At 71.3% G+C, this 15,672-nt stretch carries 8 protein-coding genes, 1 tRNA gene and 1 pseudogene; 9 read left to right on the plus strand and 1 reads right to left on the minus strand.

What is annotated here, in order from left to right; genetic code table 11:
- The first annotated feature begins 70 nt into the window (after window positions 1–70).
- From XM48_RS09280 to XM48_RS09315, 8 genes are all read left to right on the plus strand, one after another.
- Entirely contained in the window at window positions 71–7,177 is a 7,107-nt protein-coding gene (locus XM48_RS09280; RefSeq protein WP_046455529.1) for an isopeptide-forming domain-containing fimbrial protein, read from the plus strand.
- Window positions 7,178–7,316: 139 nt separating this feature from the next.
- Window positions 7,317–7,700, plus strand: coding sequence for an RNA-binding S4 domain-containing protein (locus tag XM48_RS09285; RefSeq protein ID WP_046455530.1), 384 nt, complete (start codon window positions 7,317–7,319; stop codon window positions 7,698–7,700).
- A gap of 117 nt (window positions 7,701–7,817) precedes the next feature.
- Window positions 7,818–8,450 (plus strand): YigZ family protein, encoded by a 633-nt coding sequence (locus XM48_RS09290; RefSeq protein ID WP_046455531.1) that lies wholly within the window; start codon window positions 7,818–7,820, stop codon window positions 8,448–8,450.
- A 133-nt stretch (window positions 8,451–8,583) separates the two neighbouring features.
- Window positions 8,584–9,996, plus strand: coding sequence for a sensor histidine kinase (locus XM48_RS09295; RefSeq protein WP_052961415.1), 1,413 nt, complete (start codon window positions 8,584–8,586; stop codon window positions 9,994–9,996).
- Window positions 9,993–10,703 carry a response regulator transcription factor gene (locus XM48_RS09300; RefSeq protein WP_046455532.1) on the plus strand — a complete coding sequence of 237 codons (711 nt, stop codon included), beginning with the start codon at window positions 9,993–9,995 and terminating at the stop codon, window positions 10,701–10,703. The genes XM48_RS09295 and XM48_RS09300 overlap by 4 nt, the downstream gene beginning before the upstream one ends.
- A 79-nt stretch (window positions 10,704–10,782) precedes the next feature.
- Window positions 10,783–11,928, plus strand: a complete 1,146-nt coding sequence (locus XM48_RS09305; RefSeq protein WP_046455564.1) for a DNA polymerase III subunit delta' — start codon at window positions 10,783–10,785, stop codon at window positions 11,926–11,928.
- Window positions 11,925–13,487 carry an alpha/beta hydrolase gene (locus XM48_RS09310; RefSeq protein WP_046455533.1) on the plus strand — a complete coding sequence of 521 codons (1,563 nt, stop codon included), beginning with the start codon at window positions 11,925–11,927 and terminating at the stop codon, window positions 13,485–13,487. The genes XM48_RS09305 and XM48_RS09310 overlap by 4 nt, the downstream gene beginning before the upstream one ends.
- 923 nt (window positions 13,488–14,410) lie before the next feature.
- Window positions 14,411–14,482 (plus strand) — tRNA-Thr (locus XM48_RS09315).
- Between the two features lie 54 nt (window positions 14,483–14,536).
- On the opposite strand, the pseudogene XM48_RS18675 reads toward XM48_RS09315, so the two are convergent.
- Window positions 14,537–14,734 (minus strand): annotated as a pseudogene (locus tag XM48_RS18675) (helix-turn-helix domain-containing protein); the annotation flags it as partial.
- A 126-nt stretch (window positions 14,735–14,860) separates the two neighbouring features.
- On the opposite strand from XM48_RS18675, the gene XM48_RS17895 reads away from it, so the two are divergent.
- Complete coding sequence (locus tag XM48_RS17895; RefSeq protein ID WP_156174996.1) at window positions 14,861–15,643, plus strand: helix-turn-helix domain-containing protein; 783 nt, start codon at window positions 14,861–14,863, stop codon at window positions 15,641–15,643.
- Window positions 15,644–15,672 lie beyond the last annotated feature (29 nt).

Raw genomic sequence — 15,672 nt, forward strand, 5'->3', positions numbered from 1 at the left:
GAAGGAGCCCTTCTCGGCCGGCGACCAGGTCTGGTACAAGATCAGTGTCACCCCGCCGGCCGGCGCCGACGTGCGCAATGCGAAGCTCACCGACTTCCTGCCGGAGGGCGTGACCTTCGACGAGACGAAGAACGGCAACGCATACCGCGACATCGTCGTGGTGCCGTCGACGGATTCGGCGACGCTCGGCATCTGCACGGCGACCAGCCGCGACGACCTGCTGCAGCAGTTCGTGGGCCAGCCGACCGTCGGTGCCGACGGGCGCGCGCTCACGTGGACCCTCGGCAAGACCGGCTGCCTCGATCGCTCGAGCGACCGGTTCTTCCCTCGCGGCGTGAAGCTCGATGTCTACGTCAAGGTGACCGTCTCGGGCCTCTCGAACTTCGGTGACGTCGACCTGCCGCAGAACCTCGCGAAGTACCAGCAGGAGAACGTCGACGGCGAGATCTTCTTCCTGCGCGACGGCGCCGACATCACGGTCGACGGCGGAACCTCGCTCGTGAAGGGCGTCCGCTCGCTCAAGACGACCGCGGGCACCACCCAGCCCGGTGCGGCCTTCGGCTCGAACGTCGACGGGCTCGTCGTGGCGCAGGGCGTCGAGGCGACGTACCGCATCGACCTCGCCGCGCCGCGGAACGACACCGCCGACTACCGCGTGCTCGATGCGCTGCCCGTCGGCGTGCGCAAGGCCGACCTCAAGGGGATCGACCCGGGCACGGGCGCCGTCGGCTCGGCCACGGCCGCGCTGTGGAACGGCAGCACCGAGGCCGCGGCGAACGGCTCGGTCACGGCGAAGGCGCTCGATCCGGGCGATCCCGGGTACGCCGACCTGCACCTGACCTCGGCCTACGCGGGCCGCACGGTCATCGTGTTCACGTTCGCGGGGACCGTGCCCGGCGCGACGCCTCCGGCGAAGAGCGGGCTGACCCTCGGCTACACCCTCGTGGTGCCGAGCGGCGTGCCCGGCGGCGGACCCGCCGCGCAGCTGACGCAGTCCTACGAGAACACGGCTGCGATCTCGAACTACAGCTTCTCGACCAACAGCGGCGATTCCGCCACGGTGGTGCCGCAGAAGCTCGATGCGAACGGCGAGCCCACCGGCGGTCAGCTGCTCGCGGACCGCACGGTCGCGGACGGCGAGTTCGGCGTCGACGACAGCAAGACGCACGACACCTCCGAGGTGCACCTGCCCGGCACCGCCCCGGCGAAGCGCCTGGTCTCGACCGAGGTCGGACCGAGCGCCCCCGCGGGCACCGGGAACACCGTCGGCCTGAACGACATCGACTCGGCCAACAGCCAGACGCAGATCGTGCAGGGCGAGCACGCGACCTTCGAGTACCGGGTCAAGGTGCCCGCTCACACCACCGTGCGCGATGCGAAGCTCGCCGACAACGGCTTCTTCGCGCAGGGCGGCACCCGAGTGCCCTACGAGTTCGTCGCCGGATCGGCCGCGTTCTCGGGCCCGAACGGCATGACCGAGGGAGACCTCGAGAGCGCCGGGTTCACCCTGCTGCGCAGCGCGTCGGGGAGCGATGCCGCGGGCACGCTGCAGTTCCCCGCGAGCTACACCAACTCGACCGACCAGGACCAGGAATTCACCGCGCGGATCACCGTGTGGGTGAAGGATCGCGACGCGTCGCACACGGGCTACTCGCCCGACCTCGCGAACGGTGCGGTGCTGCAGAACACCGCCGCGTTCAGCTACGCGAACCCGGCCGACCCCGCGAAGCGGGTGAGCACCAGCGCGAACGCGAACGCGACCTACATCGAGCCGGGTCTGCAGGTCGTCAAGACCGCGAACCCGAACACCGATGTGCAGATCGGCAAGCCGGTGCAGTACACGATCACCGTGTCGAACCCGGCCGGTCGTGCGAAGAGCTACGAGAACACCGTGGTCGACCAGGTCCCCGCGGGCCTGATCGTCGACCTGGACTCGTTGACGCTGAACGGTGCCCCGCTGGCGCGCAGCGCCGTCGACGCCGAGGCCGGCGTCTCCACCGGCGCGGGCGGCAAGATCACCTGGAAGCCCGCCGACGTGCCGGCGCTGCAGACGGTCCCCGCCACCGTGGCGCTCGGCTACACGGCGATGATCGACCCGAGCACGGGCGGCGGGCAGAGCTACACCAACACCGCGACGGCGACGGGCTACACCCTGCCGAAGACCATCGACGGCGCCGACACCTCGGACCGCCGCGGCGACCGGACGACCAGCAGCACGGCGAAGATCACGGCGACCACCGCCGCGATCGCGAAGGGCGTGCGCATCGGTGATTCGGATGCCTACGCGAAGACCGCGCAGGCGCCGATCGGCGAGACCGCGTCGTACCAGGTGAAGGTCACCCTGCACCCGAACATCAACTACTACAACGCGCAGATCCGCGACCAGCTGCCGGCAGGCGTCGAGCTGATCGGCACCCCGACGGTGTCGGTGGACCCGGCGGGTTCGGGTGCCGACGGCGGCTGGAACTGGACGGTGAACGGTTCGAACCGTCTGACCGGCATCTACACCGGTACGGACGGCGACATCGACTCCTCGTCCGAGCCCCGCACCCTCACGGTGACCTACCGCGTGCTCCTGAAGAACACCGTGGCCGCCGGCGTGAACTCGCTGCCCAACACGGCCGGCTTCAGCTGGACCACGGCGCACGACGACGTGTCGCAGCGCATCGAGCTCACCGACAACGCGACGGTGAACGTGCTGAACCCGCAGCTCGGGATCACCAAGCGCGTGAACGGCGCGAGCGCCGCATCGGTGGATCCGGGCGATACCTTCACCTACACGGTCGACGTGCGCAACACGGGCACGAGCCCCGCGTACAACGCGAAGGTGACCGACACCGTGCCGTCGGGCGTGGTGGTCGACCCGTCGAGCCTCACGGCGAGCGGCGGCGTCCTCACCGGTGCCGGCGCGAACGGCGGCGGCACGATCGAGTGGACTGTCGCGGGCCCGCTGAGCAACGTCGCGCCGAACAACGTGCGGACGTTCACCTACACGGCGAAGCTCACGAGCTCGGACGCGCTGAAGCAGGCGAACCTCGTCAACGAGGCGGCCGTCAAGCACTACGAGTCGTTCGCGAACGGCGGCCGCTCGTACGATCCGACGAACGTGAAGGCGAACGCGACGGTCACGCCGCGGTTCCCGAACGTGACGCTGCAGAAGAGCACGTCGAACGGCTCCGAGGCGTTCGTGGGCGACGGCTTCGGCTGGACCCTGCAGGCGAAGAACACCGGCCAGGGCGCGGCGCAGACCGTGCGACTGACCGACACCCTGCCCAAGAACTGGGAGTTCGACGCCTCGGTGCGCCCGCAGATCAGCATCGGCGGCGGCGCGTTCGCCGACCTCGACGCACCGACCATCGGCACGAAGGACGGCAAGCAGACGCTGACCTGGAACCTCGGTTCCGCAGCACCCGCGCAGGCGCTCCTCCCGGGCGTCGGATCGGGCGCGACGGATCCGCAGCGCACGGTGCGCATCACCTTCTCGGCGAAGCCGCAGAGCGGTGCGACCACCGACGCCGGTGCCGGGCTCTCGATCGCCCACACCAATACGCTGTCGGGTCAGACCACCGACGCGACCGGCAAGACGGCGAACGCCGACGGCGGCTACACCGGCCCCGACGCGACGGCCGACGCGCACATCGCCCGCGTCGACCTGAAGCTCGTCAAGGAGGCCATCGGCGGCGACAAGCGCAACCAGTGGACCGCCGGCGCGGTCGCAGGATCGGGCTACACCCAGCCGCAGTGGCGCATCACCGTGACGAACCAGGGTCCCGACGCGGCCTCCGGCCAGTTCTCGGTGGTCGACACGACGACCCTGCCGAGCGGCGTGACCACGGGCGCGTTCACCGCGCGCTACTACGCGAACGCCGCCGACACGACCGGCACCCCGCTCACCCTCTCGGGCGCGGGCACGGCGAAGGACCCCTTCGTGGTGGGCGACCGCAGCACTCGCCTCGCGGCGAACGGGAGCGACCGGATCGTGCTGCTGGCCGACGTCACGATCGACGCCGCGTCGACCGGAACGGTGAAGAACGATGCGAGCGTCACGGGGCGCAGCTTCGAGCGCCAGGGCGACATCGACAAGGACAACTCGTCGACCGCGCAGCGCCCCATCACCACCGAGGCCGATCTCGCGATCGACAAGGTGCTGAACACCGCCGAGCCCTCGGCCGGCCGTCCGATCAGCTGGGGCATCAAGGTGAGCAACCGCGGCCCCTCGGTGTCGGCCTCGACCGCCGACAAGCGGATCACCGTGACCGACACGATCCCCGCCGGGATCAGCGACGTGCGCGACCCCTCGGCCGCGCTCACCTCGTGGACCGTCACGGCCTCGAACGGCTGGCCGGCGAAGGCGGGCGACACGATCACGTGGACGTTCACCGGACCTCAGCTGCCGGTCGGCCCCGCGCAGGAGCTGACGCTCGACGGCATGATCGACTCGTCCTGGACGGGCGGCAAGATCGTGAACACGGCCGTCGTGCACCCGGGCGCCACGACCGATCCCGTGACCGACAACAACACGGACGACGTCTCGACGACGCCCGGTGACGGAACGAACCTCGGGATCAGCAAGACCCGTGTCGTGAACGTCGGCGGCGTCTGGAAGGACGCGGCCGAGAACGGCGGACCCCTGCCCGACATCACGGCGGGCGGCACGGTCAGCTACCGGATCACGGTCGCGAACCTCGGCCCGGCCGACGCCCGCGCGGTGCGCGTGGTCGACACCGCGCCGAGCGTGCTGAGCTACCGGGAGCACGCGAACGTCTCGGGCACCTGGACCCGGACGGCCGGGGCGAACACGTCGACCGACCAGTTCGCGCTCGCCGGCACCATCGCGAAGGGCGCCTCGCGCACCTTCGTCGCCACGTACGACATCGACCCGAGCCTCGTGCCCGGATCGACCGTGCGGAACTGGGCGCAGGCGTTCGCCGAGAACTCGGGCAACGAGCCGAAGGACGACGACCAGAACGGCAACTCGGACCGCCAGGCCGATCTCTCCATCACCAAGCAGGCGCTCGATCTCGACGGGAACCCGACCACCAAGGTCACCGCCGGCACCGAGCTCCGCTACCGGATCACGGTGAAGAACAACGGCCCGAGCGTCTCGGGTGCGCCGATCAAGGTGACCGACGACATGCCCGCGGGCATGACCTACGTCTCCTCGACGAGCAAGGTGGACGGGATCACGGTGAACAGCGCGCCGCAGGTCTCCGGGTCGAAGCGCTCGGTCGTGTGGACCATGCTCAGCGGTTCCGAGACCCTGCAGCGGGACGGCGAGATGACGTTCGACGTCGTCGCGGCGATCGCGTCCGACGTGCCCGCCCAGCGGCTGGTCAACGGCGCCGACGTGGGCGGCCCGGACGACACCGATCCGACGAACAACCACGCCGAGGCGACCGTCGAGGTCGTGACCGAGGCCGACATGACGATCGCCAAGGACGTCGAGGCCGGACCCTGGGTCGCGGGCACCGACGTGACCTACACGCTGACGGTCGAGAACCGCGGGCCGTCGGTCGCCGACGCGTTCGTCGAGGACGTGCTGCCCGAGGGGCTCACCCCGGTGTCGATCTCGGGCGCGGGCTGGACCTGCGACGACGCGGCGGAGTCGTGCAAGCGCGCCGCCCACCCGGTCGGCACGAGCACCCTCACGGTGGTCGCTCACATCGGGGCGAACGTCCCGACGGGCACCGAGCTGACCAACACGGCCTTCCTCTCGTGGACCGACAGCCGCAGCACGGCCCCGCACCAGGTGAAGGACGACGCGACGATCACCGTCACCACGAGCGCCGATCTGAGCCTCGAGAAGACCGCGATCGACGCGGACGGCAAAGCGACCGACCGTGCCGTGGCCGGATCGACCGCGCGCTACCGCATGGTCGTCACGAACCACGGCCCGAGCGACGCGATCGCCCCGATCACGGTGACCGACACGCTCCCCGCGGGAAGCCGCTTCGTCTCGCTCGACGGCGCCTCGGCGACCGACTGGACCGCGACCGCGGAGGATCCCGCGGCCGACGGTACGCAGCGCGTGACCTTCGCCCGGATCCCCGACGGCACGGGCCTCGCGAACGGCGCGGCCGCGCCCGCGATCCTGTTCACCGTGCAGCTCGACGCCGGCATCGCCGACGGGGCGAAGCTGACGAACACGGCGACGGCGAAGTCCGGCACGCCCGATCCCGACGAGTCGAACAACACCGACACCGCCGAGGTGACGGTGGATCGCCGGGTCGACGTCGCGGTGACGAAGTCGCACGACGCGGGTCAGGTGCGCATCGGTTCGCCGCTCGAGTTCGGGATCGACGTCGTGAACCACGGCCCGTCGATCGCGACCGGCGTCAGCGTGACCGACCGGGTTCCGGCCGGGCTGAAGGTGACGAGCGCCGTGGGCGACCTCTCGGGCGATCGCTGGACCATCACCGAGGTGACGGCGCTGCCCGACGGCGGCACCCTCGTGGTGGCGATGCTGAGCGGCGAGCTGGCTCCGGGCGAACGCGCTCCGAAGCTGACCGTCGGCACCGAGGTGCAGGCGAGCGCCTACGCCGAGGTCACGAACACGGCGACCGTCACCTCGACCGAGGAGGACGTGAACCGCGACAACAACCGCTCGGACGATCCGGTGAAGGTGCCCGCGCTCGCGAAGCTCACGGTGACGAAGTCCGCGCAGGGCGAGTTCCAGGTGGGCGACAACGCGCACTACCGGATCACGGTGCGCAACGACGGTCCGACCGAGGATCCCGGCCCCATCACGGTGACCGATCGCCTGCCGAACGGGCTGACCTACGTGTCGAGCGCGGTCGCGGCCCAGACCGGCGGATCCCGCCCGGTGTCGGCGGCCTCGGTGCAGGGCAGCCGCGTCGAGTGGACCCTGCCGAAGGGTCTCGCGAAGGGCGAGCAGGTCACCATCGATCTCGTCGTGCGGGTCGGCCAGGCGGCCTACCCCAAGGTCGAGAACACCGCGGTGGTCTCGACGCCGACCGATCTGACGCCCGACTCGGAACTGACGAGCACGGTCGAGACGAAGGTGAAGCCGATCGACCCGCTCGCGGTGACCGGTGGCGCGGCGACGGGCTACGCGGCGCTGATCGCGGCGCTCCTGCTCCTCGTGGGCGGGGCCGTGACCGCGATCCGACGCCGTCGCGACGGCACGCCGATCGCGAATGAGACCGCTGCCGAGTAACCCCCCCCCCCCCAGCGGCAGCCGCCCGAGGGCGCGGCCGACGGACCCCCATCCGTCGGCCGCGCCCTCGGTCGTTTCCCGCGTCGTCTCAGCCGGTGTCTCCGCCGGTACCCGGCTGCGGCACCGGTACGCTCGCAGCATGGAGTCCGTGCGCATCGACAGCTGGATCTGGGCCGTGCGCCTCGCGAAGACGCGCAGCCAGGCGACGACGGCGTGCCGGGCCGGGCACGTGCGGGTCAACGACGAACCGGCGAAGGCCGCGCAGAAGGTCTCGGTCGGCGACGTGGTGCGGGTGCGCCTGCACGGTTTCGAGAAGATCTACCGGGTCGTCGGTCTCGCCCTGCGTCGTGGCAGCGCCGCGGAGGCCGCTCTGCTGTTCGAGGATCTGACGCCGCCGGCGCCGCCCCGGGTCGAGCGTCCGGCGGCCGTGATCCGGGATCGGGGCGCCGGCCGGCCGACCAAGCGGGACCGCCGCGAGATCGACCGCCTGCGCGGCCGCGGCGACGCGCACGACGCGGAGTGATTCCCCGGTCATCCTGCGCGAATCGGCCCGGTCATCCTGCGCGAATCGGCCCGGTCATCCTGCGCGAGGAACGAGTCGCAGGATCCCGAACCCCCTCCCGCGCGGGAGAATAGGGGGATGAGCGAGGTCCGAGATACGGTGCGGCGTCCCGTCGACGTCGAGATCGAGATCTCCCGGTCCCGCTTCCTCACCCGTCTGGAGCGCGTCGCCGACGAGGATTCGGCGCGCGAGGTCATCGCTGCGGCGCGCGCCGCCCATCCGAAGGCGCGGCACCACTGCAGCGCGTTCGTGCTCGGCTACGACGGCCGCACGCGGCGTTCGAACGACGACGGCGAACCGAGCGGCACCGCCGGAGCACCCATGCTCGACGCGCTGGTCTCGGCCGGGCTGAGCGACGTGGTCGCGGTGGTCACCCGCTATTTCGGGGGCGTGCTGCTCGGCGCGGGAGGCCTGACCCGCGCCTACCGGGCGGCGGTCGCCGAGGCCGTGGCCGCGGCCGAGCGGCTGCCCCGCGCGGTGCGCCTCCCGGTCGAGGTGGAGGCGGGCTACGATCTCGCGCCGCAGCTCGAGGCGGAGGCACGGCGCCTGGGGATCGCGCTCGGCGAGGCGGGCTACGGTGAACGGGTGCTGCTGCGCCTGCTGCCCGCGGAGGATCAGCTGCCGGCACTGCGCGCGGCGGTCGCCGAGCTGAGTTCGGGCGCGCTCGAGCCGGTGCTCGGCGAGCCGCTCGTCGTCGATCTGCCGCGGTGATCGCGCGCTGTTCCGGCCGCCGTGCCCGGGCTCGCCGCACCTCCGGGGGACCATGCGCACGGTACCGCGGTGCGATGCGCCGCACAGCGACGCTGCATAGGCTGAGTACGAACACCGATCGACCCGGAGCCGCATGACCTTCCCACCCCAGCCCGTCCCGCAGGACCCGCCGCCCGCGCGGCCGGCTGCGGATCCGCGGGCCGCCGCTTCCGAGCTGAAGCTGCCGCGCGAACCGGGCGTGATCCGCCGCTGGCTCGCGGCGCACCCGCTCGCGGTCGACATCTTCATCGCGGGCAGCTACCTGTTCGGCAACGGCAGCCTGGCGCTGCTCGGCTGGATCTCGTCGCTCGCCGGGACGCCCGTGCTGCCGCACGAGCCGCCGCTCGTCGCACTCGTGGTGCTGCTGTCGCTCGTGCGTACCGTGGTCGTGTGCGCGGCGCTGATCCTGCGGCGCCGCTACCCGCTGCTCGGCACCATCGCGGTCGCCCTCTGCTGCTTCGGCGACAATACCGTATTGCTCGCGGGGAATGTGGTCGCGCTCATGTTCCTGCTGTACGCGGTGCCGGTCTACCGCAGCGTGCGCGCCGGCTGGGTCGCGTACGGGATCGCGCTGCTGCCGACCGCGCTGCCGATGCTCATCTCGGGCACGATCAACCGCGAGTCCGATACCGTCGCCGGGTTCCTGATCGTCTCGCTCGGGATCCTCGCCGTGCTCATGCTCGGCATCAATCTGGGCAACCGGCGCCGCTACCTGCGCGCCATCATCGATCGGGCGCACCAGCTCGCGCGGGAGCGTGATCAGCTCGCGCGGCTCGCGGTGGCCGAGGAGCGCTCGCGGATCGCCCGGGACATGCACGACATCGTGGCGCATTCCGTTTCGGTGATGATCGCGCTCTCGGAGGGCGCGGCCCGCGCGGCCGAGGTCGCTCCGGAGGCGGCGAGCGACGCCATGCGCCGCAGCGCGGAGACCGGGCGCACGGCGCTCGGCGAGATGCGCCGACTGCTCGGCGCGCTGCAGGAGGGCGACGACGGGCCCGCGGCGCGCGCGCCGCAGCCGGGCGTCGCCGAGATCCCCGAGCTCGTGCAGAGCTTCCGGGATGCCGGGCTCACCGTGCGGCTATCCGAGAAGGGCACGCCGTCGGGGGATCGCGGCCAGGAGGTCGCGGTCTACCGCGTGGTGCAGGAGAGCCTCACGAACGCATTGCGGCACGCCGGGGGCGCGTCAGTCGACGTGACCCTCGTGCACGACCGGGTCGCGACGACGGCCGAAGTGCGCAACGGTCCGCGGCTGTCGGGCAACGCAGCCCCGGATCCGGGCCTCGGCGGCGTCGGCAGCGGGCGCGGTCTGCGCGGGATCGCCGAGCGCGTCCGGGTGTTCGGCGGGGAGTTCTCGGCGGGCCCCGCCGAGGGCGGGGGCTGGGTCGTGTGCGCCGTGGTGCCCGCGGGACTCGGCCAGCACACCGCTCCGCTCGTGATCCAGCAGCCGGGGACGACGCAGCCGCTCGACCGGGATACGGTTGAGGGGAACGAAGGGAGCGCTCCGTGAGCGATGAGATCCGGATCCTGCTGGTCGACGACCAGGAGCTGATCCGCACGGGCTTCCGGCTGGTGCTGCTCGCCGAGCCCGAGATGACGGTGGTCGGCGAGGCCGGCGACGGGCGGGCGGCGCTCGCCGAGCTGCGAGCCTCGGGCGGCGCCTGCGATGTCGTGCTCATGGACGTGCGCATGGCGGGCATGGACGGCATCGAGGCGACCGCCGCGATCGTGCGGGAGTTCCCGAGCGTGCGCGTGCTGGTGCTCACGACCTTCGACCTCGACGAATATGCCGCGGCGGCGATACGCGCGGGGGCGAGCGGGTTCCTCCTCAAGGACGCGCGCCCGACCGAGCTCGCCGACGCGATCCGCCGGGTGCACTCGGGCGACGCCGTGATGGCTCCGGGCGTGACCAAGCGGCTGCTCGAGCGCATGTCGAACGACGCTGCGGCGGATCCCTGGGGCGGGTCCTCGGGCGTCGGTGCCGCGGCGGGCGCTCCGGGCGCGCCAGCGGTGCGCACCGATGCGCTCGACGTGCTCACCGAGCGCGAGCGCGAGGTGTTCGCGCTGATCGCCGAGGGACGCAACAACGCCGAGATCGGCAGGGCGCTGTTCCTGTCGGAGTCGACGGTCAAGACCCACGTCGGGCGGATCCTCGCGAAGCTCGAACTGCGCGACCGGGTGCACGCGGTGATCCTCGCGAAGGATCTCGGCGTCTGAGTCGCTGGGCCGCGCGTCGGCCCGGTCGCAGGGGGTTCTCCCGGCGACGATGTCGGTGCCCCGCGATAGCCTGATGGGCATGGAGTTCTGGGACGAGATCGTGGGTCAGCCGGCCGCCGTGGGCGTGCTCGAGCGCGCCGCGGCTCCCGAGGTCGTCCCGGCGCACGCTTGGCTGATCACGGGCCCGCCCGGTTCGGGCCGATCCAACCTCGCGCTGCGCTTCGCCGCGGCGCTCATCGCGCGCGACCCGGCCGACCGCGATCACGTCTACGCGCAGGTCGCGGCTCGCACCCACCCCGACGTGGCGGTGCTGTCGACCGAGCGGGTCATCATCCCCATCGAAGACGTGCGCAAGCTGATCCCCACCGCCTACTACTCGCCCAGCGAGGGCCGGTTCCGGGTCATCGTCATCGAGGACGCCGATCGCATGAGCGAGCACGCCTCCAACGTGCTGCTCAAGGCGCTGGAGGAACCGCCGGAGCGCACCGTGTGGGTGCTCTGCGCCCCCAGCGAGGCCGACCTGCTGCCCACCATCCGGTCCCGGGCGCGTTCGCTGCGCCTCGTCACCCCGCAGCCCGAGCAGGTGGCGCACATGCTGCAGGCCCGCGACGGGATCCCGTTCGAGGCGGCGGAGCGCGCGGCGCGGCTCGCGCAGAGCCACATCGGCATGGCACGGCGCCTGGCCACCGACGCCGAGGCGCTCGCGCGACGCACCAGCACCATCGAACTCGCGCTCGGCGTGTCCACGCTCGGCGAGGGCATGGGCGCGGCCGGCGCGCTGCTCAAGGTCGCCGACGCCGACGCCAAGGCGCTCACCGAGTCGCTCGACGAGCGCGAGCGCGAGGAGGCGCTGCGCAACCTCGGTGTGGCGCCCGGCGCCGCGGTGCCGCCGCAGCTGCGCGCGCAGGTGCGCGCCCTCGAAGAAGACCAGAAGCGCCGGGCCACGCGCGGTCTCCGCGACGGGATCGACCGCATCCTCACCGATCTGCTCTCGCTCTACCGCGACGTGCTGCTCGCCGGCATGGGGTCGGGCAGCGACCTCATCAACGCCGAGCACGCGCCCGCCATCGCCGAGCTCGCCGAGCGCTGGTCCGTCGCCCGCACGCTCGGCGTCGTCGCCGGCATCGAGCAGGCACGCGACCGCCTGGCCCGCGGCGTCACGCCCGGCCTCGTGCTCGAGGCGCTGTTCGCGCGCATCGCCGTCGACATCGAGGGGCTGCGATGAGGGGCGGGGGCGCGCGGCGCGCGCTGACCGGCCTGCTCGCCGCCGCGTGCGCGATCGCGCTCGCGGGCTGCTCGCTGCTGCCCGGTCTGGGTGCGCAGGCGCAGCCCGAGCAGAGTTCGGGCAGCCTGCCGCTGCCCGCGAAGCCGGCCGGCACCGTCGAGGGTTTCGGGTCGCAGCAGCCGAAGTGGCAGAGCTGCGGCAAGGCGCTCGAGTGCGCCGACGTGTACGCTCCGCTCGACTGGGCGCAGCCCGAGGGCGAACGCATCACGCTGCGGCTCATCAAACACCGGGCCACGGGCTCCGACCGCCTCGGCACCCTTTTCATGAACCCGGGCGGCCCGGGCGCATCGGGTGTCGGTCAGGTCACGGGCAACCTGCAGGGATCCACTTCCGCGGCGCTGCGGTCGCAGTACGACATCGTGAGCTGGGACCCGCGGGGCGTCAGCGCCTCCTCGCCCGTGCGCTGCCTCACCGACCGCGAGACCGACGAGCGGCTGTACGGCCTCGATCCCGAGGCCGACCTGCCCGAGGGCAGCGACGAGTGGATCGCGGCCGCGAACGCCGAGGTGCGCAAGTACGGCGAGGCCTGCCAGAAGCGCACCGGCGCCCTGCTCGGCCACGTCGACACGGGATCCACCGTTCAAGACCTCGACATGCTGCGCGCCATCGTCGGCGACCCGAAGCTCAACTACCTCGGCTACTCGTACGGCACCTACATCGGCGCCCGCTACGCCGACCGCTACCCCGCGAAGGTGGGTCGCCTGGTGCTCGACGGCGCCATGGACCCGACCGCGAGCCTCTCCGAGGTGGTGTACGCGCAGACCCTCGGCTTCGAGTCGGCGCTGCGCGCCTACGTCGCCGACTGCATCGGCACGAGCGGCTGCCCGTTCACCGGCAGCGTCGACGCGGGCATGCGCCAGATCGGACGGGTGCTGCAGCAGGTCGACCAGAAACCGCTCAAGGGGGCCGACGGGCGCTGGGTCACGGTCGGCACGCTCATCACGGCGATCATCACGCCGCTGTACTCGCAGGACTCCTGGCCCTACCTGACCGACCTGTTCACGCAGGTGCCGAAGGGTGACGCGACGGTCGCGCTGCAGCTCGCCGACTTCTACAACGACCGCGTCGACGGCAAGTACCAGAGCAACTCGTCCGACGCGTTCTCGGCGATCAACTGCCTCGACTACCCGCGCGATCAGGACGCGGCGACCATGCGTCGCGAGGCGGCGGAGCTCGCCGCCGCCGCGCCCACCATGGGCAAGTACCAGGGCTACAGCGGGGTCTCGTGCGGCGGCTGGCCGATCGAACCCGTCGGCGATCGCAGCGCGGTGCGCGCCGCGGGGGCCGCGCCCATCATGGTCGTCGGCACCACGGGCGATCCGGCGACGCCCTATCGCTGGGCGCAGTCGCTCGCGAAACAGCTTGAGAGCGGCACGCTCGTCACGTTCACGGGCGAGGGGCACACGGCCTACGGCACGGGCAACGCGTGCGTCACGCGCACGGTCGACGACTACCTGCTGCGCGGCAGGGTGCCGTCCGCAGACCCGCAGTGCTCCTGAGAGCGCTGGGTGATGCTGGGCGCTGAGGGCGCTGAGGGCTGGGTGGTGGATGCTGAGTGTTGCCGTGCGGTGGTGAGTGCTGGGTTCCTTGCGGCGCTGGGTGCGGCTGGGCGCCGCTGAGTGGCGCTGAGCGGGGCTGCGTTGAGTGCTGCCGTGCGGTGTTGAGGGCTGGGCGGTGGACTCCGGGCTGCGGGTTCGCGCGGCGCTGAGCTCTCGGGGCTGGGTGTTGGGTGCCGCCGTTCGGTGCTGAGCTCTCGGGGCTGGGTGTTGGGTGCCGCCGTTCGGTGCTGAGCTCTACGCTCCTGTCCGTGGGTCGCGTGCGAGTCTGAGTGCGTTCGGCGCTGAGCGTCGGAGCCGGGGGCTTCGCCCGACGCTGGGCTGCACCCGATCCCTCCCTCGTTTCTTCTCCTTCCTTCTTTCTCTGGTGCTGCGTTCGCGCCTGCACCTCCTTCGAGTGGCACCAAACCACGGTTATCCATGCCGGATAGGCTCGCTTTGGCGCCACTCGATGACCTGCGTGTGCGCAAACGCGCGCTTCGGAGGTCCGCGCTGTGCGGGACCGGACCCTGAGGAGTCCGCGAAGGCTCCTCGACCTCGGGAAGTCGGGCCTGCCCGCCCTGCCTCACTCCGCGACCGGGCCCGAACCTGCGCCTCCGCCTGAACCCGCGCGAAGGCGAGGCGAACCCGCCTGATGGCTCCATCGAGAGGTCCCAAATCACCCTTTCCTAGCCCGGAAAAGGATGATTTGGGACCTCTCGATGAGCACGCAGGGTCGAAAAGGCGCGACGGCGCCCCGCTCGCTCGCCGTGCCCTGCGGGCTCTCCCCACCGCATTCGTCGGGCTCGCCTCTCCCGTGCAGTTGGTATCGGCGCCCCGCCCCGTGATAAGATCTTCGACTGTGTGCTGAGCCAGTCTCGGCCCACGCCGCCTTAGCTCAGGGGTAGAGCAGTTCCCTCGTAAAGAACAGGTCGTCGGTTCAAATCCGACAGGCGGCTCTCATCGGCCCCGGCAGTCTCAGCTGCCGGGGCTTCGTCGTTGATGCCATCGGTCAGCCATTCGAGCGTCTGGCCGGTGACATGCGCCCAGCGGACGAACTGGGTTACCTGGGGCTCGCTGAGTCCGGTCTCCCAGTTCGAGACGGTCGAGCGCCCGACGCCGAGCATTCGCGCAATGCCAACTTGATCGAGCCCTGCGAGAGTGCGTGCCGCCCGGAGGCGCCGCCCTAGCGCTGTCTGAGTCATCGTCATGGGGTCAGACTACCGGCTCAGTGTCGGATTTACGACACGCCGCGTTCAATGTCGGATATCCGACACGTGTGGAGGTTGCCTTGCGTGCATGACAGTTCCGAATATCCGACATGAGGTCGGTTCCCTGTGAGCATCGAGGCTATGGCGCTCGCGCTCAACCACTCAGCAGCCACGGGCACGGCCAAGATCGTGCTGCTCGGGATCGCCTCGCACGAGGGCGAGCTAGGCGCGTTCCCCGCCGTCGAGCGCCTGGCGCGCTACGCCAACGTCGCCCCCGACAACGCCCGCAAGGCGATCCGCAAGCTCGAAGAACTCGGCGAGCTGGAGACCATCAGGAACGGCGGGCTCCAGCTCGGTAAGCCCGAGCACACCCGTACGAACATGTACCGGGTCACGATCACCTGCCCCGACTGGTGCGACCGCAGCTCGCAGCACCGGGACACCCGACAGGCCAAATCCGGCCCCTCGCAATCGTCTGCCCCTCGCAATCGTCGGACCGACGCTAGCGATGCCCCCGGCCCCTCGCTAGCGTCGGGCGAACCTCAAGATAACTATCTACCTAACCAAGGTGTATCTCAGGTCGCGGCAGTAAGCGCGAGCGCACGCGAGGGATTCAACCCCCGGAAAGCCGTAGCGAGGACCGCCGCCGCGATGCGCCCCGGATCGAGCTGGCCCGCCCCGGCACCGAAGCTGCCCCGCCTCGCCGACCTCCCGAACGAGCAGCCGCCCCGAGCCCGCACCGAAGCCGAAGCCCGGATCGCAGCGCAAGCCGCGCAGCTCCCGTGCCCACGCGGCAACCGGCTCCATCCGACGCACTGGCTCCCAGGCGTCATGGTCGAGTGCTGCAACCCCGGATGCGGACTCACGATCCCGCAGCTCGCCGCCCTCGTCCGAGAGGCCAGCGCATGAACGACCAGCAACCCAACGTCACCCCCGAA

It is taken from the genome of Leucobacter sp. Ag1 (genome assembly GCF_000980875.1).
In the GTDB taxonomy this organism is placed as follows: domain Bacteria; phylum Actinomycetota; class Actinomycetes; order Actinomycetales; family Microbacteriaceae; genus Leucobacter; species Leucobacter iarius.

What these genes read in the sequence shown, in the direction of transcription:
- XM48_RS09285 (WP_046455530.1), top strand. Translation starts at nt 7,317, where the DNA reads ATGGAGTCCGTGCGCATCGACAGCTGGATCTGGGCCGTGCGCCTCGCG.
- XM48_RS09290 (WP_046455531.1), top strand. Translation starts at nt 7,818, where the DNA reads ATGAGCGAGGTCCGAGATACGGTGCGGCGTCCCGTCGACGTCGAGATC.
- XM48_RS09295 (WP_052961415.1), top strand. Translation starts at nt 8,584, where the DNA reads ATGACCTTCCCACCCCAGCCCGTCCCGCAGGACCCGCCGCCCGCGCGG.
- XM48_RS09305 (WP_046455564.1), top strand. Translation starts at nt 10,783, where the DNA reads ATGGAGTTCTGGGACGAGATCGTGGGTCAGCCGGCCGCCGTGGGCGTG.
- XM48_RS09310 (WP_046455533.1), top strand. Translation starts at nt 11,925, where the DNA reads ATGAGGGGCGGGGGCGCGCGGCGCGCGCTGACCGGCCTGCTCGCCGCC.